We start from the raw sequence: 23,742 nt of genomic DNA, 5'->3' as shown, positions 1-23,742 counted from the left end.
GATGGAAGTATGGGCTTCGGGAATTCTCCCGAAGCCGCAGAGGTCGCAACAGCCTATTTCGGTAGTCGGGTTTTCAGGGAGGTCACGATGCGCTTGGCAAGCCCCTCATAGTCCTCATCGAAATGGTGGCCACCCTCGATGCCGATCGTCTCCACGCCCTTTGCCTTCAGGCCGGGGCAGGGGTCTTCATCCTCTTCCTCCGTGCCATAGACGCATTGCACCAGCTTCGGGTCGATCTTGACGATATCGTCGATGGTCTTGCCGCCCTTGCCTTCGCCGGCAACGCCGAGCCAGCCCTGGACGGAAATCTCGAAATCGACTTCGGTCGAAAGTCCAAGCAGCGTCAGCTGCACGACATGGGATTTCGCGCGTTCAGGCAGGAGATTATAGGTGGCGGGAATGATATCGGCGCCAAAGGAATAGCCGATCAGCACCACGTTCCGAACCTTCCATTCCTTGCGGTAGGTGTCGATGATGCGCGCAAGGTCATTGGCTACTTCCTGCGGTTGTTTTTCTTTCCAGAAATAACGCAGGGCATCGACGCCGATCACAGGTATCCCCTGCTTTTGCAGCGCGCCGCCGACTTCCTCGTCGAGATCGCGCCAGCCGCCGTCACCGGAATAGATCACCGCCATGGTGTCCATCGCCGGGCTCGTTTCGAGAACCGTGATTGGCAGGCCTAGCGGGCTGCTGGTATCGCCCGCCGCGTCGACCTTGTCGGACAGGATCTGGGATAAAACCTCATCCGCCTTGCCTGTCACATCAGTCACTTCGATATCGGGATGAAGCTTCACCAGGGCGTTAACATGGTCGCGGCCCTTCTGATCCGCATCGGGCGTGAACAGCACGCTGACAGGAGCTGGCAGCGGGCCATCGGTCAGGCCATAAACCGTTTCACCGTCCACCTTATCCTTGGTGGCGGGGGTGCAGAGTATCTTTTCAAGCGGCAGGCCAGCCTTGGGGTCAACCGCGATGGCTTCCTGAACGGTGGAGACCGGGCTTTGCGCGATCATGGCGAGCGCCAGCGTTCCGCCCTTGCCGATGCCGGTGAGGATAGGCTGGCGATAGCTGGCGGTCCCGGCGGTACGCTGGATCTGCTGCGACAGCGACTCGATGTCCGAGATCATATAGATACACTCGTCATCATCGGCCTCTAGTGCCTTGAGATATTCCTTGAAATCGATGCCGACCACCGCGGCACCCTTTTCCACCAGTGCTTTGGCGCGTTCTTCGTCGGTGCTGGTCCATCCGTCCGCATCGGAAATAAGGAAGACACTGGCGAGGATTTCGCCATCCGGCACCATGATGTGCTCGGCGGGGATCATGCCGGTGTCATAGGCTGGCTTGTCCTGCGAAAAGACGGCACTGGAAGCAAACAATGGGGAGAGGAACAGGGCGGAAGCGGCAAGGGCTGCCTTCAGCATGCTGTATTTTCTCATTTTCCGATCACTCCTCTGACACCGCCACTGATCAGAACCGTCGCGTCCATCAGCGCCAGAGCGGCGTCTGCGCCATTCTGTACGGCGAGGTAACGCGGTTCCCATTTCGGGTGGAACTTCGTCTTGAATGCACGAAGGCCCTTAAAGTTGTAGAAACGTTCGCCATGTTCGAAAAGCGTGCTGCCAATGCGGTCCCAGACCGGTGCCGCATCACGCTTCGACATGCCGGACATGGGTGCCATGCCGAGATTGAAGCTCTCATATCCCGCCTCGCGCAGATGCTGCATGATGCTGACGAAGAGGAAATCCATCGAGCCGCGCGGTGCATCCGGTGAAAAGCGCATGAGATCGACGGTGGCTTCCTTTTTCGTGTCCGTCACCATCAGATTGGCGAAGGCGGTGATCTTGCCATCCTTGCGCAGCACGGCGACGGGCTGGGAGAGAATGTAGTTGGGCTCGAACGCACCGAGAGAAAATCGCTTTTCCCTTGTATTGTGGTGGGTGAGCCAGCCATCCGAGACCTGCTTGAGGTCATCTAGAATATCGGCCACATGCGATTGCTCGACAACTTCGAAGGTCAGCCCGTCGCGTGCGCCGCGGCTCAGAGATTGGCGAAGGGTCGCGAGCTTGCCGCCCTTCAATTCGAATGCGGTAAGATCGACCAGCGCCAGTTCGCCAAGCTTGAAGGCACGCAGGCCCGCATCGGCGCAATGGGACAGGAGGAAGGGCGAAATCTGGTAGAAGGCGGCGCGCGCACCTGCCGAACGGGCAGATTCCACGAATTGCCAAACCAGATCGGGAAAATCCTCCTCGTTGCCGACGGGGTCGGCGAAGGCGATCCATGACCGGCCCTGAATGCCATACATGATGAAGGCGCTGCCGCTTTCCGCGAACATCACATGCTTGTCGCCCATGCGCACCAGATTGGCATCGGCCGAATCCTGCTGCATGACGATGTCGGTTGCGCGTTCAACGTCTTCCGGCTGGATGGAGTCCGGCTTGAAAGTGACCGGCCGCATCAGGCTGAAAATTGCAATGGTCGAAGAAGTGAGCACCAGGCCGAGAAGGGCGCGCAGACCGCGCGGGGCTTCTTCGGAGAACTCGAATTCCCACCACAATGTGTGGCTGTAATCGGTGTCGCGGTAGACGAACAGAAGTATCGTTGCCGCGCCGGCGATGATGACGGCCATAGCAGCGAGCCAGCTCGGTCCCAGCGCCTGTTTGACCAGCGAGGCATGACGGTTGAAGCTGCGCATATTGAGGGCGAGCGCCGCGATGAAGATGCCGAGGAAGATTGCCTCGAAAACGGCGATCGCCTTCACCAGCGACAGGATGAGCGCCAGCGATGCGGCGACAAGGGCAATCCACCACGCCCCATCCAGCCGCTGCCCGAGGCCGCGGGAGGCGACAACGAGGCCAAGGCCGAGAATACTCGTCAGAAAGTGCGCCGCCTCGATGATCGGCAGTGGCACGAAATTCGACAGGAAATCCAGATTGCTGCCGGGCGTCGGCGTCACGCTCGAAAAGATCAGCATGGTGCCGAGAATGATCGCGAAGGTGGAGAGCAGCGGTGGCGCCAGCCGCACGGCAAGCTGGCTGATATCGGAGACCACCGGCTTGGCCGCGAACTGCTTCATTTCGGAAACGATCATTACCAGAATGGCAACAACCAGCGGCAGGACGTGATAGATGACGCGATAAAGAACGAGGCTTCCGAGCAGCTGATCGACGCTGATCGCGTTGCCGAGCCCGGCTACCATGACCGTTTCGAACACACCGAGACCGGCGGGAACGTGGCTGAGAACGCCAAGGCCGACGGCGGTGGCATAGATCGCGAAGAATGTCGGCCAGCCCAGATGCGTCTCGGGCAGGAGCACGTAAAGCACGGAGGCGGAGGCGGCGATATCAAAGGAGGAGACGAGGAACTGGCGCGAGGAGGTGCGGCTGTCGGGAAGGCGCAGTCGCCATTTGCCGAGCCGGATCGCCTTGCCGTTGCGGCCGACATAGGCGGTGGTAACGAGAACGGCAATGACGGCGAGCGCTCCGCCCCTTAGAACAGTCGGGTCGAGACCGATGATGGCGGCGATGCGTGGTGCGACGATGAAGGTCGAAAGGGCGCTGACCGACAAAAGCCCCAGCCCGAAGGACAGCGTGACGAAGGCGATGACGCGGGCGATGTCACCCGGCGAAAGTCCAAGCCGGGAATAGGCGCGAAAGCGTATGGCGCCGCCACTCAAGGGGCCAAATCCAGCAGTATTGCCGATGGCGTAAGCGGCAAAAGCGGTGGCGGCCATGGAGGGGAAGCGCACCTTTTTGCCGACATATTCGATCGCGTTGGCGTCATAGAAAATCAGCGACAGGAAGCTTAGCGCCGTAAAGACCATTGCAAGAAGAATGGCCGGAAGCGAAGTGTCCAGAAGGGCTGCGATCACATCATCGTACCGCACTTCGGATGTGAGGCGGTAAATCGCAAATGTCATCATCACGAAGATGAGCGTAATGGCGATGGCCGTCAGATAGGGCCGGTTTCTGGCAAAGAAGCTTTCAACCGGGGATTCGGTAATATCGGTCTGTATAATTTCGCTCTTGTCTGCCATTTGCTTTTTCCAGCGCCAGTCACTTGGTTGGCGAACCACAGGATTGTGTCGCTAATTCGTTTCGGTTGAGGAAATTTGCTTAGCAGAAATGCGTGACGTGTCGATGTGAAGTTTGGCGACAAACAAACGAGATTTTCGCCGTTAAAATGAAAAATGCAACCAAAAAGAGCGATGTTCAAATTTTAGATCAAAAACTCCGTGAATTGATCGTTCCGATTGCTTGGAGGCGATGTTTGATGTGATTAAACGCTTCTTTCAATTGAAGGAAATGCAAAATGAAGATGCCTACAAGAATAGTAATTTCGCTGATCGCAGCCCTTTTGGTGGGCGGCGGCTACATGGCTTATGACAAGATGCGGGGCGCCGAATGGGTTGTCTCACCGCAGCAGATCGCTGATGCGAAGGCCGGTGGGCAGGCCGGATATGAATCGCGCCCGGGAACAGTGACCGTTCTGCCGATCCGCAGCGAGACGGCGGATGTCCTGCCGATCAAATGGGCCATTGCTGGCCTGGTCGCAGGCCTGCTGGCGTTTCGGTCCACGGGCAAAAAGAAAGCGGCAAAGGCCTGAGGCCTGCCGCTTCATGTCTCCGGCACGGAAGTCCGGGGAGAATGCCAAAGTCGGGGCGCGTTACGCGCCCCACGTCTTCTCCAGCACACGTACCCAGTTGCCATGGCAGATCTTGGCGAGTGCGGCGTCGTCATAACCGCCGTTGCGCAGAGCTGTGACCAGCAATTGCAGATCGGCCGCATCCTTCATGGCTGCGGGAATGGTGGTGCCGTCGAAATCCGAGCCGAGTGCGACATGATCGATGCCGATGCGGTTGACGATATAGTCGACATGGCGGACCAGTTCGCCAAGATCGGTAGCCGGGTTCTTCACGCCGTCCTGGCGCAGGAACAGAACGCCGAAATTGATGCCGGCAAGACCGCCGGTGTCGCGGATCGCGTCCAGCTGACGGTCAGTCAGGTTTCGGCTGTGGTTGCACAGCGCATAGGTGTTGGAATGGGACGCCACCAGCGGTGCGTCCGAAATCTTCGCGATGTCCCAGAAACCCTGTTCGTTCATATGCGACAGGTCGACCATGATCTTCAGTTCGTTGCAGGTCTTCACCAGCCGTTTTCCGGCATCGGTGAGGCCGGGGCCGATATCCGGTGTCGACGGGAAGCGGAAGGGAACGCCGTAGGCGAAGATGTTCGGGCGGCTCCAGACCGGGCCGAGCGTGCGAAGGCCAGCCTCGTGGAGAACATGCAGCGCATCCAGATCGGCGCCGATCGCTTCTGCGCCCTCGATATGGAAGACGGAGGCAAAGGCGCCCTCTGCCATCGCGCTGCGGATCTCGGCGGCCGTGCGGCAGACTTTCAGCGCGCCGCCTGATTGTTTCTCGGCGCGGAACAGCAGGGCCGCCATGCCAAGCGTCGCCTTCAGCGCATCCGCTTCAGCCGGTGTCGTGAAGTCGCCGTTCGCGTCCTTCTCCATGCTGGGCGAGGGCACGTAGATGGCGCAGAGGCCACCGGCCAACCCGCCCTTCCTGGCGCGCGGCAGGTCGATGTGGCCGACCGTATCGCCCTCGATGAGAAGCGTTTCGGGAGAGGCATTGCCCGATCGCCATAACCGCAGAAGCACGTCGTTGTGGCCGTCGAAGACGGGTACGGTTTTTTCATCGGTCATGGTCATTCACCTTTGGATACGGGCGGGGCGCGGGCGCGCGGTCGTCAGACTTTTGAGAATTGGTAGAGGAAAGGTCAAGGTCGGAGCAAATGCAATCCGTGCATAGGCTCTGCCAAATTTGGAATTGGTCGCGCCTCGTTTGCTCGTGGTAATCGCGGGAAAACATAAAAAAAATGACTGGATTGGGGCGAACCCATACCGTTTCCGAAAAATAAGGTCCGAAAGGGGATTTTCGATGATTTCAAGACGCAACCTGCTGATTGCCGGCGCTGCCGTACCGTTCCTGTCCTATGCGCACATTCCGGCATTTGCTGCGACGCCCAAGGATATTCTGGTGGTCGCCCAGCAGCTGGACAACATGACGAGCCTTGATCCGCATGAGGGTTTCGAAGCCGTCGGCGGTGAAATCATGTCCAACATGTACCAGAAGCTGGTGCGGGCGAACCGTGAAGATTCCACCAAGGTCGATCCGGTCATCGCGAAGTCCTGGGAAGCCGATGCGGAAAGCAAGGTTTTCACCTTTGTGATCGGTGACGATGCGACCTTCTCCAGCGGTGCGAAAGTGACCGCGGAAGACGTGGCCTTTTCGCTGCAACGCGCCATCAAGATGAACAAGAGCCCGGCCTTCATCATCGGCCAGTTCGGCTTCACGCCTGACAATGCCGAAACGACCATCGTTGCCGCCGACGAAAATACGGTGAAGCTGACGACGGCAAAGCCGACCGCAATCTCGTTCCTGCTCTATTGCCTCTCCGCCAATATCGGCGCGATCGTTGAAAAGAAGGCCGTGCTGGCAAATGTATCGGGCGAAGACCTCGGCAATGGCTGGCTGCAGAAGAACAGCGCCGGTTCCGGCGATTTCATGTTGCAGGCCTGGAAGCCGAGCGAAAGCGTAGCGCTCACCGTCAACCCGAATGGCCCCTACAAGGGTAACATCAAGCGCGTCATCCTGCGCCATGTCACCGATCCGTCTTCCCAGCTTCTGATGTTGCAGAAGGGCGATATCGACATTGCCCGCGACCTGACCTCGGAGCAGCTGCGTACCGTCCAGAACGACGCCAACATCGAGTTGCAGCGCAAGAGCATCGCCTCGCTGGTGCTGATCTCGCTCAATCAGGGCAATGAAAACCTTGCCAAGCCGCAGGTCTGGCAGGCCATCAAATGGGCGTTGGACTATAAGGGCATGCAGGAAAACATCGTGCCGCTGACGCACAAGGTTCACCAGAGCTTCGAGCCGGAAGGTTTCCCCGGCGCCGTCAACGACACGCCGTACCAGCGCGATGTCGAAAAGGCCAAGGCACTGATGGCGGAAGCCGGTCTTGCCGACGGTTTCGAAATCACCATGGATCACTATTCCGCCCAGCCTTACCCGGATCTGGCGCAGGCCATCCAGGCAAACCTTGCCGATATCGGCATCAAGGTGCGTTTGCAATCCGCCGAGAACCGTCAGGTTCTGACCAAGATGCGCGGCCGCGAACACCAGATGGCGCTTTCCGCCTGGGGCACGGATTATTTCGATCCGCATTCCAACGCCGATGTCTTCAACATCAACAAGGACAATGGCGACGACGCCAAGTCCAAGCCCTTCCTGTGGCGTTCGCGCTTCAAGAACGACGACTTTGCCGCGAAGGCAGAAGCCGCCCGTGACGAGAAGGACCCGGCAAAGCGCATCGAGCTTTATGAAGCGCTGCAGCGCGAGCACATGAAAAACAGCCCCTTCGTCTTCATGTTCCAGACGACGAAGACGGCCGCGTTCCGCAAGGGCGTTTCCGGCTTTGAACTCGGCGTTCTCTCCGAGGGCAATTCCTACCACGATGCTAAGAAAGCGTAACATTGAACAAGCGCGTCAAAAGCATATCGTCGACACTGAGCAGCGTCATTCTGACGCTGTTCGGGTTGATGGTCATCACCTTCCTGATCGGGCGTGTCATGCCTGTCGATCCCGTCATTGCGGCAGTCGGCGACAACGCGCCTGAAGACGTCATTGTGCGGGTTCGGGCCGAAATGGGCCTGGACCAGCCACTGGTCGTTCAGTTTTTCCACTATGTGTCGCAGGTGCTGCACGGTGATTTCGGCAATTCCATCCTGACCCGCAACCCGGTCTGGATCGATATCAAGCGCGTTTTCCCCGCCACCTTCGAGCTTGCTACGGCAGCACTCATTCTCGCTGCGCTGATCGGCATTCCGCTCGGCGTATGGGCCGCCGTGAAGCAGGGTAAGTTGACGGACCAGATCATCCGCGTCGTCTGCCTTGCCGGCCATTCCGTGCCCGTCTTCATGCTGGCGCTGATTTCGCTGCTGGTATTTTACGCCACACTTGGCGTTGCACCCGGACCGGGCAGGCAGGACATTATCTATGACGGCATGATCTCGCCGGTCACCGGCCTGATGACGGTCGATACGCTGCTTGCCGGCGACTGGGACGCGTTTTACGACGCCATCGCCCATATGGTGCAGCCGGTCTGCATTCTTGCCTATTTCAGCATGGCCTATATCACCCGCATGACGCGCGCCTTCATGATCGATGCGTTGAAGGGCGAATATGTCATTACGGCCCGTGCCAAGGGGCTTTCGGCAATGACCGTCATCTGGGGGCACGCCTTCCCGACGGTTGCCGTACAGCTCGTCACGGTTCTCGCACTCACCTATGCCGGCCTTCTGGAAGGTGCCGTGGTGACGGAAACCGTCTTCAGCTGGCCGGGCCTTGGCCAATATCTCACTGTCTCGCTCATGAACGCGGACATGAACCCTGTCGTCGGAGCGACCCTGTTGATCGGCCTGATCTATGTCGGCCTCAACCTGCTCGCAGACGTACTTTACCGAGTAATGGATCCCCGCGTTCGATGATGTTAGCAACTTTCAGAAACTGGGCTCTGGATGAGACGCCGCATTCCCGCAGGCAGGCTGCCTGGGGTAGTCGGTACCGCATCTGGCTGAACCTCAAGTCCAATCCGCTGGCGGTGGTCGGTCTCACGATCATCATCGTCTTCATTGCGCTGTCGCTGCTGGCGCCGTTCATCGCGCCTTACGATCCGGCCGCGCAGAACCTCGGCAACCGCCTTGCCTTCCCGAGTGCCGAGCACTGGTTCGGCACGGATGAGCTGGGCCGCGACATTCTTTCGCGCATTCTCTATGGTGGTCGCGTCACGCTCGGCATGGTCATTGCCGTCGTCGTTCTGGTTGCGCCGATCGGTCTCGCCATCGGCTGCATCGCCGGTTATTTCGGCGGTATCGTCGATACGGTGCTGATGCGGGTGACCGATGTGTTCCTGGCCTTCCCGCGCCTCATCCTGGCGCTTGCCTTCGTCGCGGCGCTGAAGCCTGGCGTCGAAAGCGCCATTCTCGCCATCGCGCTCACCGCCTGGCCGCCCTATGCGCGTCTCGCTCGCGCCGAAACCATGACGGTTCGCGGCAGCGATTTCGTCGCGGCCTACCGGCTGACAGGCGCTTCCGCCTGGCGCATCATCGCCCGTCACATCGCGCCGCTCTGCGTGCCGAGCCTCATCGTGCGCATCACGCTCGACATGAGCTCGATCATCATCACGGCCGCAAGCCTCGGCTTCCTCGGCATGGGCGCGCAGCCGCCGTCGCCGGAATGGGGTGCGATGATTGCGACGGCCAAGCGCTTCATCTTCGAACAATGGTGGGTCGCCACCATTCCGGGCATCGCCATCTTCCTCGTCTCGCTCGCCTTTAACTTCCTTGGCGATGGTCTGCGCGACGTGCTCGACCCGAAGGGACATTGAGCCATGCTGGTCGAAATCGAAAATCTGAAGATCGCGTTCCAGACCCGCACCAGCCGTTTCGAGGCGGTGCGCGGCGTTTCCATGAAGCTCGGAACAGAAAAGCTCGGCATCGTCGGTGAATCCGGTTCGGGCAAGAGCCTCACGGCGCGCGCGCTGATGAAGCTTCTGCCCTCCAATGCCGATATCAAGGCCGACAAGCTCTCCTTTGACGGTATCGACGTGCTTTCCGCCAGTGAAAAGCAGATGCGCCAGATCCGGGGAAAACGCGCAGGTTTCATCCTTCAGGATCCGAAATATTCGCTGAACCCGGTCAAGACCATGGGTGCACAGATCGCGGAAGCCTGGCGCGCCCACAAGGGCGGCAGCAAGCGTGCGGCCATGGAGGCGGCAATCGCCCTGCTCGATCAGGTGAAGATCCGCAATCCACGCCAGGTCGCTTCGTCCTACGCTCACGAGGTTTCCGGCGGCATGGGCCAGCGCGTGATGATCGCCATGATGCTGGCGCCCGATCCCGAGCTTCTGATCGCCGACGAACCGACAAGCGCTCTCGATGCCACGGTGCAGGCGGAAATCCTGCGGCTGATCGAGGAGCTGGTATCGGAACGCGGCATGGGTCTCATTCTCATCAGCCACGACCTGCCGCTTGTCTCGCATTTCTGCGACCGCGTGGCTGTCATGTATTCCGGCCGGGTGATGGAGGAGCTGAAGGCTTCCGAACTCCTGAAAGCCCAGCATCCTTACACGCAGGGTCTCTTGAACTGCATTCCCTCGCTGACGCATCCGCGCGAGCGTCTTCCCGTTCTCAACCGTGATGCAGCGTGGTCCAGCCTATGATCGACGTCGAAAATCTCCGTATCAAGTTCGGCGACCGTGAAGTGGTGAAGGGCGTGTCCTTTTCGGTCGAAAAGGGTGGCAGCTTCGGCATCGTTGGCGAAAGCGGCTCGGGCAAGTCCACCATCCTGCGCGCCATGGCCGGCCTTAATGAAAGCTGGGAAGGCCGCATCGCCTTTGCCGGCAAGGATGCGCCGCTGAAGCGCACGCCAGAATTCTTCCGGCAGGTGCAGATGGTATTTCAGGACCCCTATGGTTCGCTGCATCCGCGCCAGACCATCGACCGCATTCTCAGCGAATTGCCGTTGGTGCACGGCATGGACAATATCGAAAAACGCATCCAGCAGGCGCTGTCGGATGTGGCCCTGCCGCAGGCTGTGCGCTTCCGTTACCCGCACCAGCTCTCCGGCGGCCAGCGTCAGCGCGTGGCGATTGCGCGTGCGTTGATTGCCGATCCGCAGGTTCTGCTGCTCGATGAGCCGACTTCGGCGCTCGATGTTTCGGTGCAGGCGGAAATCCTGAACCTGTTGCAGGATCTGCGGGCGGCGCGCAACCTCACCTATATCCTCGTCAGCCACAATCTGGCTGTTATCGCGCATCTGTGCCCACAGGTGGGCGTGATGCTGAATGGTGAAATGGTGGAGCAGCTGAATGCAGGCGATCTACGCGAAGGCCGCACGAAACACCCGCATACGGAAGAGTTGCGCAGCCTGAGTATCCGGTTGGAAGAGCCGGCTTGAGCCCACGTCGCACATAAATCGAGCGGGTGCTGCTCGCTTCTTCTCTCCACCGGGGAGAAGGTCGCGGCAGCGGTATGAGGCTTCCCACAAGACCCACGAAGACACGAGACCGAACAATGTCACAGCAATTCGACTGGAACGCCGCTTCAACGCTTGCCGAGAGTGTCGTCTCGCAATGGGCCGGCAATGAGCCGGGCGGAGCGGTGATTGGTTTCGATCTCGATGGCATCCGTTTTGCCCATGCGGGCGGGGTTGAGAGCCTTTCGACCTTTGCGCCGTTCACGCCGAAAAGCGTGGTGCGTTACGCTTCCGTCACCAAACATGCCTTCTGCGCCATGGTGCTTGCCCATTCCGATCTGATCGGGCTTGACGATCCGCTCGGCAAGCATCTGCCGGAGCTGCAATCGCCACTCCGCGACGTCACTGTTGGGCAGGCGCTGGATATGAGCGGCGGGTTGCCGGACACGCGCGAATGCCTCTCGCTGCTTGGTCTTTCCGTCTACACCGAAACGAAGGCCGGCCCGCTCCTCGACTATCTGTCGCGGCTGACCCGGCTGAACTTTCCGGCCGGCAGCGAGGTTTCCTATTCGAATACCGGTTATCGTCTGGTCGAGGCGGCGCTGGAGCGCCATGGTTTCCGTTTCGATGATTTCGTGCAGGCGCAAATTGCCGGTCCGTTCGGTGTTTTCCTGAAGGCGCCGGACGTCTGGAACGATCCGGTGGACGGATTGGTGCCGGGTTACTGGAAGGCTGAGAGCAACTGGCAGCTTTCGGCGGCGGGCCTGCATATTTCCGCTTCGGGCAGTCTTGCCGGCAGTGCCGAAGCGCTGACGCGCTGGCTGCAGGGCCTGATGCGGGGCGAGGGCAGCTTTACAGGCGTTCTGGACGGGCTTTCCACCGAGCGGCCGCTCGCCGATGGACGGATGAGCGAATATGGTCTCGGCCTGCGCTGGTCACATCTCGGCGACAGACGTTTCGTGGGTCACGGCGGCTCGCATCCCGGCTACAAGACGTACTTCCTTCTCGATCCTGAAATGGGCACGGGTTTCGTCGTGGTATCGAACCGCGAAGATACCAACGGCTTCAAGATCGCGCTGGAAAGCATGGCGGCCCTGACCGGCCTGCCTTTACCCAAACCCGCCGGCAGCCTGCCGGAAGGTCTCTATGTCACCGAAAGCGGACCGTGGTGGCTGGAGATCAAGGGCAGTACCTCGACCTTCATCGATGGCGACGACACGCTTTATGAAGATGCCGATGGCTGGGTATCATCGCGCTCCGCATCCTCTCCGATGCTTCTGAGGCTCGAGGGCGATGCGATCGTCGGCGAGGCAGGCCACGCCGCTCGTCGGTTCCTGCCGGTTGGCGACCATGCGGTGCCCGATGAGCTTTCCGGGTCTTGGCGCTCTACCGAAGGGGCGGAATTTACGATTTCCGGTTCGTCGCTGACGATGGGCATCGGCCCCACGCGCCGCTCCATGCCTTTGACGGCGCTCGGCAATGGTCGCTTCCTCTTCACGCTCTCGGACGGGCCGTGGACGAAGCGCATCTGCCTCAATCAATTGAGCGACAGCCGGATAGAGCTTGTGGCAAGCCGGGCGCGGATGGTCGAATATTCCAGAAGCCTTTAAGAGGGTTTCAATCAGCTGCTATTGCTCCTAATAAAGACGCTTGTTCCAGCTACAGGCCGGTTCAACATCTTTGTGGGAGAACAGGCCCTTGGAAGTCAAATGGCTCGAGGATTTCCTGGCGCTGGCCGGAACGCTCAATTTTTCGAAGGCGGCGGAAGAGCGACATGTGACGCAATCCGCTTTCAGCCGAAGGATCAAGCAGCTGGAAGCCTGGGTGGGCGCGACGCTGGTCGATCGCGCTTCCTATCCCTCACGGCTGACCGAGGCCGGGGTGAAGTTCGTTCCGGTGGCGCAGGAAACCCTGAAGCAGCTTTACCACGCCCGTCGCACCCTGTTGCAGGAAGACGGTGAGGATGCCAGAACAGTGCGGCTGACGGCGCTGCACACGCTGTCTTTCACCTTCTTCCCGGACTGGCTGAAACGGGTGAACGAGAAGGCGGGACCGCTGTTTTCGGTTCTGCGGCCTGATTCCGGCAGCATGGAGGAGAACCTCAATTCGCTGGTGGACGGGCAGAGCGATTTCCTTCTGACCTACGCCCACCCCGAAGTGCCGATGCTGCTCGATGCGCAGACCTTCGAATTCCGCGTGCTTGGCGCGGAAAACATCATTCCCGTTTCGGCCCCTGCAGAGGATGGCGCACCGCTGCACAGTCTGACGGAAAGCGCGAAAAAACCCTTTGCCTATCTGGACTACGAAAAAGCATCGTTCTTCGGGCCGCTGTTGCGCGATCTCCTGAGTGCGCGCCTGCCGAAATTCGAGCGGGTGCATGAGGGCAGCATGTCGGTGGGGCTGAAAGCCATGGCGATGGCGGGCTGGGGTGTTGCCTGGGTGCCGGAAAGCCTGATGCGGCACGAGCTGGATAGCGGCGCGCTGGTGCGTGCCGCCGATCACAGTTTCGATATTGCCGTGGATATCCGGCTTTATCGCTCCAAGGAGAACCGCCGTCCCGTTGTCGAGCGCATATGGGCGGTTCTCGAAGATTGATCCTGGTCAGATCGCGGTGCGGTGGGCGTTTTCGAGATAGAGCGCGCGCAGGCGTTTCACCATCGCGCCTGGTTTGCCATCACCCACCGGCTTGCCGTCGATCTTCGTCACCGAAACCACGAAGTTGGAGGCGCTGGTCAGGCAGGCTTCGTCTGCGTTCATCGCCTCTTCCAGCGTGAAAGGCCGTTCTTCCAGTGTGAAACCGGCTTCCTTGGCCAGTTGCAGGGCGGCAAGGCGGGTGCAGCCGGGCAGGGTCTTGTTGCTGTTGCCGCGGGTGATGATCTTCTTGTCGCCGGTGATGATATAGGCGGTGGAGGATGCGCCTTCTGTGACGAAACCATCTTCGATCATCCAAGCCTCATCGCAGCCTTCAGCCTTGGCGATGCGTTTTGCCATGACCTGCGGCAGCAGGCAGACGGTTTTGATATCACGGCGCGCCCAGCGCTGGTCGGGAACGGATTTGACCGCTATGCCGGCCTCTTCCACGGCGGTGCCGACGAGTTTCTTGGCCTGCGTGAACATCACCAGCGTCGGTTTCAAATCGGCGGAAAACAGGAAGTTGCGGTCTTCCGCGCCGCGCGTCAGTTGCAGGTAGATCATGCCTTCGACGAGGTTGTTGTCGGCAATCAGGCGACGTTCGGCCTCGACGATTTCCTTTGTTGTGACCGGCAGCGGCACGTCGATTTCGCGGGCGCTGCGTTCCAGCCGCGCCATGTGCAGGTCGCTGTCGATCAGCTTGCCTTCGAGAACGGAGGTGACCTCATAAATGCCGTCGCCGAACAGGAAGCCGCGGTCGAAGATGGAAAGGCGGGCTTCCGCCTCGGGCAGGAATTCGCCGTTGAGATAAACGATGCGACCGGGTTGGCTAGTCATGAAAACTCCGTCTGGAAAAGTCAGGCTGAAAGAAGGGTTTTAAGCGTATCGATGGAAATGGCCTCGACCGTGGAGACCTTGCCGGTTCCAGCGTTGAAGCCTGATGTTCTTGTTGCCGCGCAGAGCGAATTGAGGATCGCCTCTTCGGTCGCCTCTATCGCGGCTTCGAACAGTGGCGAGATCGCATCGTTGGAAAGCTCAGGAAAATCCGCCACGGCCTTGCGGCGCGCAGGTGTTTTGCGAAGCCGCTCATTGGTCGAAAATGCCAGCGCATAGTCGCCGGAGCCATTGCTTAATGCCGCACCGGTGCGTGAGAGGCCGCCAAAGCTTCTGGCTGCCAGACGTTTCAGATTGCGCGAAGACAGCGGCGCATCGGTTGCGACGATGATGACGATCGAGCCGTCCTTGTCCCTGTGCTCCGGGCTTAGATAGGGCTTGCCACAGACGAGGAGATGGCCGCCGTAATTGGACTGTACGAGAATGCCGAGCGTATAGGTTTCTCCGGCAATCGGTACCATGCGGGATGCTGTTCCGATGCCGCCCTTCATGCCGAAAGCCACGGTGCCGGTTCCAGCGCCAATGCCACCCTCGGCCACCGGGGCCCGTGACAACGCTCTTTAGCGCGATGGAGATTTCCTCGATGGTCGGGCGTCCAGCGCGGATGTCGTTGAGCCGGGAATCGTTGGTCTCTCCAACGACCGCATTGATGGACACCACTTCTTCATTGCCCGGCTGCGACAGCGTATGGCGGTTGATCGCCTCGATTGCCCGGCCGGTGGCGAGCGTATTGGTAAGGATAACAGGGGTTTCGAGTTCGCCCAGTTCCTCGATCTGTGTCGAGCCGGCAAATTTGCCAAAGCCGTTATAGACCGCAAAACCCGCGGGCACTTTGTCCTGGAAGAGATTGCCGCCATGCGGCAGTATCGCGGTCGCGCCTGTGCGGGCCGTATCGCCTTCGATCACCGTGGAGTGGCCGACAAGCACACCTTCGACATCGGTAATGGCGTTGAGCGCGCCAGTCTGGAACCGGCCCGGTTTAAAGCCGATATCGCGCAGTCTCGGGCGGGTCGTCTCATGCATCGGGTCGGTCGCTTTTGCGGAATTTAAGGCTGACATCAGGGGCGAGCGAAGCCTCCGAAAAGCTTTGCCTGTCCGAACGTTAGCCTAGTTCGCCGCGAAACGGCATCGCAAAAATGGAATAGTTTTATGCGGACAACGTATGCGGTCAGGAGGCGCGAAGCGCGTGGCCGTGCCCGTCTTCCAGCCATTGGCGCATGGCTGCTTCGGCCTCTGCTCTCGTGGGCGCGCCGATGCGGCCACCGAAGACTGTGCATTTGAGTGCGGCGGCAACGGAGGAGAGCCGGATGGCCGCACGACTTTCCATGCCCTCGGCGATGGCAAGCGCAAAGGTGCCGTGGAAAATGTCGCCTGCCGCCAGCGTATCCACCGCCTTGACCTGCATCGTTTCCTGAAAATGGACAGTGGGATCGCCAGCTTCCGTCCACCAGCAGCCTGCCGGTCCGGCGGTGACGGCGATGAAAGTCTGCGGGTAGCGGGCATGCAGCACCGGCAGCATGTCTTTTACCGTTTCAAGTCCCGTCAGCCGGGCGGCGGCGGGTTCGGAAAAAACGATGTGGGTCGCGGCGGGTGCGAGCTTTTCGAGGGTTTCGACCGGCGCGACGTCTCCATCCAGAATGGCGTGTTTGCCGAGCGCGCGTGCCACATCAAGAACATCGAGCGCCAGTTCCGGCCAGCGCACATCCACCAGCACGGCGTCGTAAGCGGCGAGGTCCGCTGGTGTGCAGGAGCGCTTCTTTTCGTGCAGCCTGTGATCATAAAAAGGGACGATCAGCCTTTCGCCGCGATCATCGATAATGATCGTGGAGAGTGCGGAGCGTGCGCCGGCGGCGACTGTCATGCCTGTGGTGTCGATACCGCTTTCGGCGAGATCGCGCAGGATGCGGGTTCCGGTCTCGTCGTCGCCCACCGCACCCCAAAGGCTGGCGCGCCCACCCATGCGGTGCACCGCATAGGCTGCGCTGGATGCCATGCCCTCGGCGATCTGCAACATTTCGTAGGGCAGGACCTTGCCTTCGCCCTTTGGCATGTCACGGACGCGAAACAGGGTGTCGAGCACGGCTGCACCCACGCACAGCACATGTTTGCGGCTCTCGTGTTGGCTGTCCATGCCCGTCACCCTATGTCTTTGTCTTACGTAATTTTACTCGTCATGCGCCTTAGATGCGCTTGCCGGTTGCCTTGTCGAAAAGGTGCACCATTTCCGGGTCGATGGCGATATGGATCGTATCGCCGAACCGCACGTCCAGCCGCTCGCGGAACAGGCAGGCGATCTCGTCGCCCTTGCAGTTCAGCTTGGCATAGATTTCCGAGCCTGTGCCTTCGACCAGTTCGACCCGGCCTTCGATACCGCCGCTTGCTGCACGGATATGTTCCGGGCGCACGCCGTAGACGAGGTCGCGGCCGCCCAGTGCGGCAATGTCGCTGTTGGCGGGCAGGGGAAGGCTTAAGCCCTTCACGGTGCGGAACACGCCTTCTTCAACGCGTCCACGGATGAAATTCATCGCAGGCGAACCGATGAAACCGGCAACGAAGAGGTTGGCCGGGCGGTCGTAAAGCTCGAGCGGTGCGCCGATCTGCTCGATCACGCCATCATGCAGCACCACGATCTTGTCGGCCATGGTCATGGCTTCCACCTGGTCGTGGGTGACGTAGATGGTGGTGGTGCCGATGCGCTGGTGCATGGCCTTGATCTCGCCACGCATCTGCACGCGCAGCTTGGCATCGAGGTTGGAAAGCGGTTCGTCAAACAGGAAGACCTGCGGATCGCGCACCAGTGCGCGGCCCATGGCCACACGCTGGCGCTGGCCGCCGGAAAGCTGGCGCGGATAACGGTCGAGCAGCTTGTCCAGCCCCAGAATGGCGGCAGCCTTGTCGACCTTGGCCTTGGTTTCGTCGGCGCTCACCTTCTTCAGCTTCAGCGCGAAGCCCATATTATCCTTCACCGTCATGTGCGGATAAAGGGCGTAGTTCTGGAAGACCATGGCGATATCGCGGTCACGGGCAGGCAGGTTGCTGACCTCGCGCGTGCCGATGTGGATTTCGCCGTCGCTTACTTCTTCCAGGCCCGCAATCATGCGCAGCAGGGTGGATTTGCCGCAGCCGGACGGGCCGACTAGCACGACGAATTCGCCATCCTTGATATCGATATCGATGCCGTGGATGATGTTGACCGCGCCGAAGCGCTTCTGGACGTTTAGAATGTTGACCGGTGCCATATGGATGTTCCCGTATTTCTAATTTGTTGGTTCAGCCGCCCTTGACGGCGCCGGCGGTAAGACCCGCCACGATCTGTTTCTGTGCGAACATGGTGAGCAATAGCACCGGCAGCGTCACGATCAGCGCGGCTGCGGCAAGCGGTCCCCAGCTCACCTGTTCGAAGGAGAGCATGTTGTAGACCGCCACCGGCAGGGTGCGCGTTTCACGGCTGGCCAGCACGATGCCGAAGACGAAGTTGTTCCACGAGAAGATGACCGCCAGAATGAAGGAGACGACGATGCCGGGTTTGGCAATCGGCAACGCCACCAGCCGGAACACCTGCCAGGAGGACGCGCCATCGATGCTTGCCGCTTCTTCCAGCTCCTTCGGCGTGGTTTCGAAATAACCGATCATGATCCAGACCACGATCGGAACCGTCACCACGAGATGGATGATGATCTGCGGCCAGAGCGTGCCGAGCAGGTTCAGCCATTGGAACAGCAGGAATAGCGGAATGAGGAAGGAGAGGCCGGGCGTCATGCGGGCGATCATGATGACGACAGCCGACTTTTCCGCCTTCAACCGGGCGATGCCGTAACCGGCAGGCACGCCGATCACCAGCGCCAGAATGGTGGCAGCACCGGTGACGAGGACCGAATTCCAGAAATAGAGGAAGAAATTATTCTCCTCGAACACCTTCACATAGTTCGACCATGCGAAACGCTCGGGGATGAGGATCGGCGGATAGGCGCCGTTGTCGATTTCATATTTCAGCGATAGCGAAATCATCCAGATGAAGAACAGGATGACAGGCGAAATCATCACCAGCGCCACGAAAAACAGGCCGATGCGGTCGAGGTTTTTACGTTTGAGCAATTGGCGAGCCATCAGCGATCCTCCATCTCGTTCCATTGCGCACGCTGGCGCACCATCAAAAGCACAAAGGACAGCGCCACGATGATGATGAAGAAGACGACGGCCATGGCCGAGCCGTAGCCGATGTCGTAGTAGGAAAACGCCGTGTTGTAGAGGTAGATGTTGATGGTTTCCGAGGCTGTACCGGGGCCGCCCTGCGTCATCGCGTAGATTATGTCGAAGCTTTTGACAGCGTCGATGGAGCGGATGATGACAGCGATCATCAGGAACGGCGCGATCATTGGCATGGTTAGGTAACGAAACTTCTGCCAGGCGTTGGCGCCATCGATTTCGGCGCTCTCATAGGGTTCGCGGGGTACTGCAGCCAGCCCGCCGAGCACGATCAGCATGACGAGTGGTGTCCATTGCCAGGTTTCTACCAGCACCAGCGAGGGGATGACGGTGGACTGGTTGTAAATCCATTCCAGCGGTCCGATGCCGATGAGGGACAGGAGATAGTTCAGAACGCCGAGCTGCGGGTGGAACATCATAGTCCAGACGAGCGCGATGGCGACCGGGGTCGCCATCATCGGCATCACGAAGACGCCGCGCAGAAAACCGCGCAGCGGAAACTGCGCATCGAAAACCAGTGCCGCCAATGTTCCCAGAAACAGCGGAGCGACGACCGACAGCACGGTATAGATGAGGGTGTGCCAGAGCGACTCCCAGAACCTCATGTCGCTTGCGAGCCTTATATAGTTATCGAACCCGATAAAGCTCTGCTCCTGTCCGAGCGTCCAGCGATGAACGCTCATCCACAGGGTGAAGACCCACGGAAAAACGATCACCGCCGAGATGACGACAAGTGCCGGTATGACGAAAGGCCAGTAGTTGGGAGCAAGCCTTGCGGGCCTGCTCCCTTCTTTCCGGCTGACGCCTGTTTTGGTGTTTTCGATGCTCACGGAGGCCATTATCCCTCGCTACGCGCCAGAACGGGTGCGAACTGTTCCGTCGCTTTTTTCAGCTCAGCTGCCGGGTCGGCGCCGCCGATCATGTTGGTGAGGCCGACGCCATAGATGTCGCGGAATTCTGTGACCGGAATGATGACCGGCAGGGCAAGCTGCGAGACCTTGCCGGAACCGACGACCGCATCCAGCCATGCGGCTGGCATCTTCACGCCTTCACGCACCTTCTGGTCTTCGAGGATGGACTGGCGGAACGGAACGCCTGCACCCGCCTGCAACAGGCGCGCGCCCATGTCGTGCGAAATCGCCCATTGGCAGAAGAGGTAGGCTGCTTCCTTCTTGCTGCTGGCTTCGACGACACCAAGGCCATCGCCGAAGGTGCCGGCCGCCTGTACTGCCGGGCCCTTCGGCATGACACCGTAACCGACCTTGCCGACAACGCGGGATTTTTCCGGGTTTTCGATCGGCGGTGCGAAACCGACGCCATCGAACCACATCCCGATCTTGCCCTGAAGGAAGGCAGACTGCGCTTCCGCCCAGTTGAAGCCGGAGACGCCGGGAGGGGCGGCTTTGGTCATCAGGCGTTGATAGAGTTTCGCTGCCTCGACCGCTTCCTTGGATTCGGTGTCGATCTTGCCGTCCGCGCCGATCGGCTTTGCGCCGTAACCCAGCATCAACGAAGTCCAGACCGGGGTATTGGCGTTCTTCAGGCCGCGGGCGACGAAACCGTAGGTGTTGGTTGCGGGATCGGTGATCTTTTCCGCTGCCGTCACCAGTTCCTCGAAGGTCTCAGGGTATTTCAGGCCCTTGGCTTCGAAGAGTTCCTTGTTCCAGTAGACGATCCAGTAATCCACCGAAAAGGGCAGCGAGCGCAGCACGCCGTCGCTATCCTTGGCAAACAGCATGCCGGCTTCGGCGAAATCCTTTTCGACGAGGGACGGATCGGTCAGCGACGGGTCTTTCAGGAAGCCGCTGATATCGGCCAGCCACTTGCCCTTTTCGAACTGCCGCTTCTGCACGTGGTAGCTCAGATGCACAACGTCGAAGCTCGGCTTGCCGGAGGAAAGCTCGATTACCACCTTCTGGCGCTGCTGCTGTTCAGGCGTTGCTTCGGCATTGACCTTGATGCCGGTCAGTTCCTCGAATTCGCCCAGATATTTGATCAGCGTTTCGCTGCGCGGGCTTTTGACCAGGTTGACTTCAAGCGTGGTGCCGGCGTGTTTTTTCCAGTTCACCGCCGCCGATGCGGGGCGGATGCCGAGCACCGCGCTGCCACCGATCGCTGCCGTGCCTGCCAGAAAGGCGCGACGCGTTGGGTTGAGCAATGAATGCGTCATGTCAGTTCTCCTCCAGTTAGCCGGAAATTCTCCTCACCCCCGGCTTGTTGCTTATTTTCATGCAATTCCGGCCAGGACCTTTCTTCTGCCCTACCGGAATTGCCCTATACTGCCAGCGCCCTGTCCCTTGCGTTGCGGATATGGGCGGTCAGCCGCTCCACGGCGTCTTCGACGGATCGCTTCTCAATGGCTTCGAGAATGACGAGATGTTCTCTCATCACCGATTTGACGTGGCCTGCGATGCGAAAGCGCTCCTGATTGATGAGGCGCGTCTTTATGGAATTGACCCTGTAGGCGTTCGAGATGATCGAATTGCCGAGACTATCGATGAAGGCGTCGTGCATGCCCCAGTCCACCTGCTGCGCGTGATGGTCCAGCTCCGGCGATTCCCCACCGTTTTCCGTCGCCTCGACGATATCGCGGTGCTGCTTCAACAGCTTGGCGATGGTCTCGTCCGAGGCCGAACGCGTAAAGAGCGCCACGGCCTCCTTCTCGAGAAAGATCCGGAACTGGAACGCCTCGCGGATGAGGTTGATGTCGATATGGGCGACCTGCAATCCCCGCTGCGGTACGGTCTTGATCAGACCTTCCGCCTCCAGCCTCGGAATTGCTTCCCGGATCGCGCCCAGTGGCAGACCCGTCAATTCCACGAGGCGGCGTTGCGAAATGAATTGCCCCGGGCGAACGTCGCGCGAGAGAAGGTGATGCGTAAAGCTTTCATACGCCCGTTCCCGCAATGTTTGTTCGCCGGTATCGTCCATGCTCAACCTTTCAAGGTCTGTTCAGGCGGCCTGTTTGCGAAACAGCGCGTCGAATGCGCCTTCGATCTGTCGCCGGCCCTCCGGTGAAATGGCAACGAGCGGCGCGCGCACGTCAGACCAGATATTTTCCCCTGTCGTGTGTGATACCAGCACCTTGACGGCGGGCGTAACCGGAAATTTCAGAAGTTCCACAACAAGATCGACGATGCGCGCATCGTCCTTGCCGTCAACGGCCATGGCGCGGACTTCCTGCGTCAGGAAATTGGCAACGCCGGAGATGGCTCCCTGACCGCCCAGGCGAACGCCCTTGGCCAGATCGCGCTCATCGCCGATCAAAATGGCGAGATCGCCGTGTTCTTTCAGCAGGCGCTCTGTGTGGCTCCAGTTGCCTGAAGAGTCCTTCACGCCGGTGACGATGCCCGGAAACGCTTGTCTCAGCCGCCCCACCAGTTCGACCGACAGTGTTACCATGGTCACGGAAGGGATGTTGTAGACGAGAATGTCGCGCGCGCCCTTGCCGATCTTTTCGAAAACCGCCGAGAACCAGACAAACAGGCCGTCATCGCTGACATTCTTGAAATAGGAGGGTGGGGCGAGAAGAATGTTGCGGGCACCTGCGTTCAGGGCCTCGGCGGATTGGTCGGCCGCATCCTCGATGGAATCCACGAGAACGCCGGTGACCAGACGGGAAGGCGCAATGCCTGCCTCGATGAAGCGGGAGAGAATGACCTGCCGTTCGCGGCTGCCGACGGAGCACCCCTCGCCGGTGGTGCCGAAGAGTGTCACGCTGTCGCAACCATTTGCAAGGCAGCGGCGGGCATGCGCGATCATGGCGTCTGTATCGACGGTTCCGTCAGTTTTGAAGGGGGTCGTCAGTGCTGCCGAAAGGCCGAATTTCTGGGTCAATTAAGATGCTCCTCCAAGATGGCTGCAGATTGATGGCACACTGACATGTTAGTTGTAAAGCGGTAATTGCAGGATGATTGTTCGGACGGTGGAAATGGGGAGAATGGGCTTCGGAAGCTGCCTCAGGATCTGTGTTGCGCTCGGTGGGGCATGGAATGTTTACACCGGTTTACGCGAATGCCATTTTTTAGCGATGCACCGGAAAAATGCTAAAATAAAATTTGACTGTTTAAGTAAAGATTTTTATCAGGCAATCTGAATATGGGATAAAGGGAAGCGTCATGACCATTGTGGAGCCATCAGCGCCTGTGGAAGAGATCGAGCAGAGCCGCGTGAAGCGCCTGAGGGCTGCCACGCGTGGCGCGCATGGTGGTCTCGATACTTTCATCATGGCAGCCAAGCCGTTCGAGAGCCGGGAGAACTTCGGCAAATTCGTGGAAACGCAATATCTTTTCCATCGCGATCTCGATGCGTTTTTCTCCAATGAAACGCTTGATGGCCTGCTGCCTGATCTTAAGGGTCGTCGCCGTCTCTCCATGATCGAGCAGGACCTTGCCGATCTGGGACACGCCATTCCCGAAACAAACGAGCCGCGCTTTACCAGCGAAACGCCGTTCGATCTACCTGAGGCCATGGGCTGGCTTTATGTGGTCGAAGGCTCGAACCTCGGCGCGGCTTTCCTTCTGAAAGACGCAGCCAAGCTTGGCCTCACCGAAGAATTCGGCGCGCGCCATCTGGCCGGCGCTCCGGAAGGGCGGGGCCTGCATTGGCGTACCTTTACGGCCGCGCTCGATGAAATTTCGCTGACCGTCGAAGAAGAGGAACGGGTCGTCGCCGGCGCCGAAGCCGCCTTCCTGGCAGTGCATGCTTACGCGCAGCAACGCCTCGGTTGAAGTTTTGGCATAGCTTGTCGCTGGTTGTCTTCACAGCGCTTGAAATGCCTCGTTGCACATTCGTGCTGGCCTCGTCTTAGCATCTTCACGCCGTCACCCGGACGTGGTCCGGGGTCTAGTGCGATCAAGTGCTTGATCGCGTGAGACTCTATTCACGGCGCAGACACGCCGCGGCTGGATACAGGAACAAGTGCGGCATGACGGAGGAGTGGTTTTCGGATGTCGTGCAACGCTCCACAA

At 59.6% G+C, this 23,742-nt stretch carries 20 protein-coding genes and 1 pseudogene; 9 read left to right on the top strand and 12 right to left on the bottom strand.

Translation table 11 applies throughout. From position 1 onward, the window contains the following. Positions 1-53 precede the first annotated feature (53 nt). Together CRO62_RS15950 and mprF are read right to left on the bottom strand one after the other, a co-directional pair. The gene (locus tag CRO62_RS15950) at positions 54-1,424 is read right to left on the bottom strand and encodes a virulence factor (protein ID WP_414896257.1); all 1,371 of its coding nucleotides are present in this window, start codon (positions 1,422-1,424) and stop codon (positions 54-56) included. Positions 1,425-1,435: 11 nt separating this feature from the next. Beyond that, positions 1,436-4,036, bottom strand: a complete 2,601-nt coding sequence (gene mprF / locus CRO62_RS15945) for a bifunctional lysylphosphatidylglycerol flippase/synthetase MprF (protein ID WP_097100853.1) — start codon at positions 4,034-4,036, stop codon at positions 1,436-1,438. A gap of 275 nt (positions 4,037-4,311) precedes the next feature. Here mprF and CRO62_RS15940 point away from each other — a divergent pair, with 275 nt between their 5' ends. Further along, on the top strand, positions 4,312-4,605 hold the full coding sequence (locus CRO62_RS15940; protein WP_097100852.1) for a hypothetical protein: 294 nt from the start codon (positions 4,312-4,314) through the stop codon (positions 4,603-4,605). Positions 4,606-4,665: 60 nt separating this feature from the next. Here CRO62_RS15940 and CRO62_RS15935 read toward each other — a convergent pair whose 3' ends face one another. After that, positions 4,666-5,706, bottom strand: a complete 1,041-nt coding sequence (locus tag CRO62_RS15935; RefSeq protein WP_013636788.1) for a dipeptidase — start codon at positions 5,704-5,706, stop codon at positions 4,666-4,668. Positions 5,707-5,941: 235 nt separating this feature from the next. Here CRO62_RS15935 and CRO62_RS15930 point away from each other — a divergent pair, with 235 nt between their 5' ends. The 7 genes from CRO62_RS15930 to CRO62_RS15900 all read left to right on the top strand — a co-directional run bounded on the left by CRO62_RS15930 (position 5,942) and on the right by CRO62_RS15900 (position 13,636). Further along, the gene (locus CRO62_RS15930; protein ID WP_097100851.1) at positions 5,942-7,537 is read left to right on the top strand and encodes an ABC transporter substrate-binding protein; all 1,596 of its coding nucleotides are present in this window, start codon (positions 5,942-5,944) and stop codon (positions 7,535-7,537) included. Between the two features lie 2 nt (positions 7,538-7,539). After that, positions 7,540-8,553, top strand: coding sequence for an ABC transporter permease (locus CRO62_RS15925; protein WP_003514118.1), 1,014 nt, complete (start codon positions 7,540-7,542; stop codon positions 8,551-8,553). Continuing rightward, positions 8,550-9,452: a nickel transporter permease gene (nikC, locus tag CRO62_RS15920; protein WP_097100850.1), complete on the top strand. Its 903-nt coding sequence runs from the start codon at positions 8,550-8,552 to the stop codon at positions 9,450-9,452. The genes CRO62_RS15925 and nikC overlap by 4 nt, the downstream gene beginning before the upstream one ends. Before the next feature lie 3 nt (positions 9,453-9,455). Beyond that, complete coding sequence (locus CRO62_RS15915; RefSeq protein ID WP_097100849.1) at positions 9,456-10,286, top strand: ABC transporter ATP-binding protein; 831 nt, start codon at positions 9,456-9,458, stop codon at positions 10,284-10,286. Beyond that, complete coding sequence (locus CRO62_RS15910) at positions 10,283-11,023, top strand: ABC transporter ATP-binding protein (RefSeq protein ID WP_003514115.1); 741 nt, start codon at positions 10,283-10,285, stop codon at positions 11,021-11,023. The genes CRO62_RS15915 and CRO62_RS15910 overlap by 4 nt, the downstream gene beginning before the upstream one ends. Before the next feature lie 116 nt (positions 11,024-11,139). Next, positions 11,140-12,651, top strand: coding sequence for a serine hydrolase domain-containing protein (locus tag CRO62_RS15905; protein ID WP_097100848.1), 1,512 nt, complete (start codon positions 11,140-11,142; stop codon positions 12,649-12,651). Between the two features lie 88 nt (positions 12,652-12,739). Beyond that, positions 12,740-13,636 carry a LysR substrate-binding domain-containing protein gene (locus CRO62_RS15900; RefSeq protein WP_097100847.1) on the top strand — a complete coding sequence of 299 codons (897 nt, stop codon included), beginning with the start codon at positions 12,740-12,742 and terminating at the stop codon, positions 13,634-13,636. A gap of 6 nt (positions 13,637-13,642) precedes the next feature. Here CRO62_RS15900 and CRO62_RS15895 read toward each other — a convergent pair whose 3' ends face one another. The 9 genes and pseudogenes from CRO62_RS15895 to CRO62_RS15855 all read right to left on the bottom strand — a co-directional run bounded on the left by CRO62_RS15895 (position 13,643) and on the right by CRO62_RS15855 (position 22,609). After that, complete coding sequence (locus CRO62_RS15895; protein ID WP_097100846.1) at positions 13,643-14,509, bottom strand: D-amino-acid transaminase; 867 nt, start codon at positions 14,507-14,509, stop codon at positions 13,643-13,645. A 20-nt stretch (positions 14,510-14,529) separates the two neighbouring features. Further along, a pseudogene (locus CRO62_RS15890) lies at positions 14,530-15,589 on the bottom strand (P1 family peptidase). 145 nt (positions 15,590-15,734) lie between these two features. Continuing rightward, a complete protein-coding gene (locus CRO62_RS15885) occupies positions 15,735-16,697 on the bottom strand; it encodes a sugar kinase (protein WP_097100845.1) in 963 nt (320 codons plus the stop codon). A 49-nt stretch (positions 16,698-16,746) separates the two neighbouring features. Then, entirely contained in the window at positions 16,747-17,805 is a 1,059-nt protein-coding gene (locus CRO62_RS15880; protein WP_019565059.1) for an ABC transporter ATP-binding protein, read from the bottom strand. Positions 17,806-17,836: 31 nt separating this feature from the next. Further along, positions 17,837-18,673: a carbohydrate ABC transporter permease gene (locus CRO62_RS15875; RefSeq protein WP_003504003.1), complete on the bottom strand. Its 837-nt coding sequence runs from the start codon at positions 18,671-18,673 to the stop codon at positions 17,837-17,839. Further along, positions 18,673-19,611, bottom strand: a complete 939-nt coding sequence (locus CRO62_RS15870; RefSeq protein WP_097100844.1) for a carbohydrate ABC transporter permease — start codon at positions 19,609-19,611, stop codon at positions 18,673-18,675. Before CRO62_RS15870 ends, CRO62_RS15875 begins: the two co-directional genes overlap by 1 nt. Continuing rightward, positions 19,611-20,942 carry an ABC transporter substrate-binding protein gene (locus CRO62_RS15865; protein ID WP_097100843.1) on the bottom strand — a complete coding sequence of 444 codons (1,332 nt, stop codon included), beginning with the start codon at positions 20,940-20,942 and terminating at the stop codon, positions 19,611-19,613. The genes CRO62_RS15870 and CRO62_RS15865 overlap by 1 nt, the downstream gene beginning before the upstream one ends. A 104-nt stretch (positions 20,943-21,046) precedes the next feature. Then, on the bottom strand, positions 21,047-21,703 hold the full coding sequence (locus CRO62_RS15860; protein ID WP_097100842.1) for a GntR family transcriptional regulator: 657 nt from the start codon (positions 21,701-21,703) through the stop codon (positions 21,047-21,049). Between the two features lie 21 nt (positions 21,704-21,724). After that, positions 21,725-22,609 carry a dihydrodipicolinate synthase family protein gene (locus tag CRO62_RS15855; RefSeq protein ID WP_097100841.1) on the bottom strand — a complete coding sequence of 295 codons (885 nt, stop codon included), beginning with the start codon at positions 22,607-22,609 and terminating at the stop codon, positions 21,725-21,727. Between the two features lie 281 nt (positions 22,610-22,890). On the opposite strand from CRO62_RS15855, the gene CRO62_RS15850 reads away from it, so the two are divergent. Further along, positions 22,891-23,502, top strand: a complete 612-nt coding sequence (locus CRO62_RS15850; protein WP_097100840.1) for a biliverdin-producing heme oxygenase — start codon at positions 22,891-22,893, stop codon at positions 23,500-23,502. Positions 23,503-23,742 lie beyond the last annotated feature (240 nt).

It is taken from the genome of Rhizobium sp. AN6A (assembly GCF_900215635.1).
GTDB lineage: Bacteria > Pseudomonadota > Alphaproteobacteria > Rhizobiales > Rhizobiaceae > Agrobacterium > Agrobacterium tumefaciens.
This window is presented reverse-complemented; position numbering and strand designations above follow the sequence as displayed.

Bases quoted from the DNA above. Each gene is read 5' to 3' on its own strand.
- CRO62_RS15950 (WP_414896257.1), bottom strand. From the start codon at position 1,424: ATGCTGAAGGCAGCCCTTGCCGCTTCCGCCCTGTTCCTCTCCCCATTG.
- mprF (WP_097100853.1), bottom strand. From the start codon at position 4,036: ATGGCAGACAAGAGCGAAATTATACAGACCGATATTACCGAATCCCCG.
- CRO62_RS15940 (WP_097100852.1), top strand. From the start codon at position 4,312: ATGAAGATGCCTACAAGAATAGTAATTTCGCTGATCGCAGCCCTTTTG.
- CRO62_RS15935 (WP_013636788.1), bottom strand. From the start codon at position 5,706: ATGACCGATGAAAAAACCGTACCCGTCTTCGACGGCCACAACGACGTG.
- CRO62_RS15930 (WP_097100851.1), top strand. From the start codon at position 5,942: ATGATTTCAAGACGCAACCTGCTGATTGCCGGCGCTGCCGTACCGTTC.
- nikC (WP_097100850.1), top strand. From the start codon at position 8,550: ATGATGTTAGCAACTTTCAGAAACTGGGCTCTGGATGAGACGCCGCAT.
- CRO62_RS15915 (WP_097100849.1), top strand. From the start codon at position 9,456: ATGCTGGTCGAAATCGAAAATCTGAAGATCGCGTTCCAGACCCGCACC.
- CRO62_RS15910 (WP_003514115.1), top strand. From the start codon at position 10,283: ATGATCGACGTCGAAAATCTCCGTATCAAGTTCGGCGACCGTGAAGTG.
- CRO62_RS15905 (WP_097100848.1), top strand. From the start codon at position 11,140: ATGTCACAGCAATTCGACTGGAACGCCGCTTCAACGCTTGCCGAGAGT.
- CRO62_RS15895 (WP_097100846.1), bottom strand. From the start codon at position 14,509: ATGACTAGCCAACCCGGTCGCATCGTTTATCTCAACGGCGAATTCCTG.
- CRO62_RS15885 (WP_097100845.1), bottom strand. From the start codon at position 16,697: ATGGACAGCCAACACGAGAGCCGCAAACATGTGCTGTGCGTGGGTGCA.
- CRO62_RS15880 (WP_019565059.1), bottom strand. From the start codon at position 17,805: ATGGCACCGGTCAACATTCTAAACGTCCAGAAGCGCTTCGGCGCGGTC.
- CRO62_RS15875 (WP_003504003.1), bottom strand. From the start codon at position 18,673: ATGGCTCGCCAATTGCTCAAACGTAAAAACCTCGACCGCATCGGCCTG.
- CRO62_RS15870 (WP_097100844.1), bottom strand. From the start codon at position 19,611: ATGGCCTCCGTGAGCATCGAAAACACCAAAACAGGCGTCAGCCGGAAA.
- CRO62_RS15865 (WP_097100843.1), bottom strand. From the start codon at position 20,942: ATGACGCATTCATTGCTCAACCCAACGCGTCGCGCCTTTCTGGCAGGC.
- CRO62_RS15860 (WP_097100842.1), bottom strand. From the start codon at position 21,703: ATGGACGATACCGGCGAACAAACATTGCGGGAACGGGCGTATGAAAGC.
- CRO62_RS15850 (WP_097100840.1), top strand. From the start codon at position 22,891: ATGACCATTGTGGAGCCATCAGCGCCTGTGGAAGAGATCGAGCAGAGC.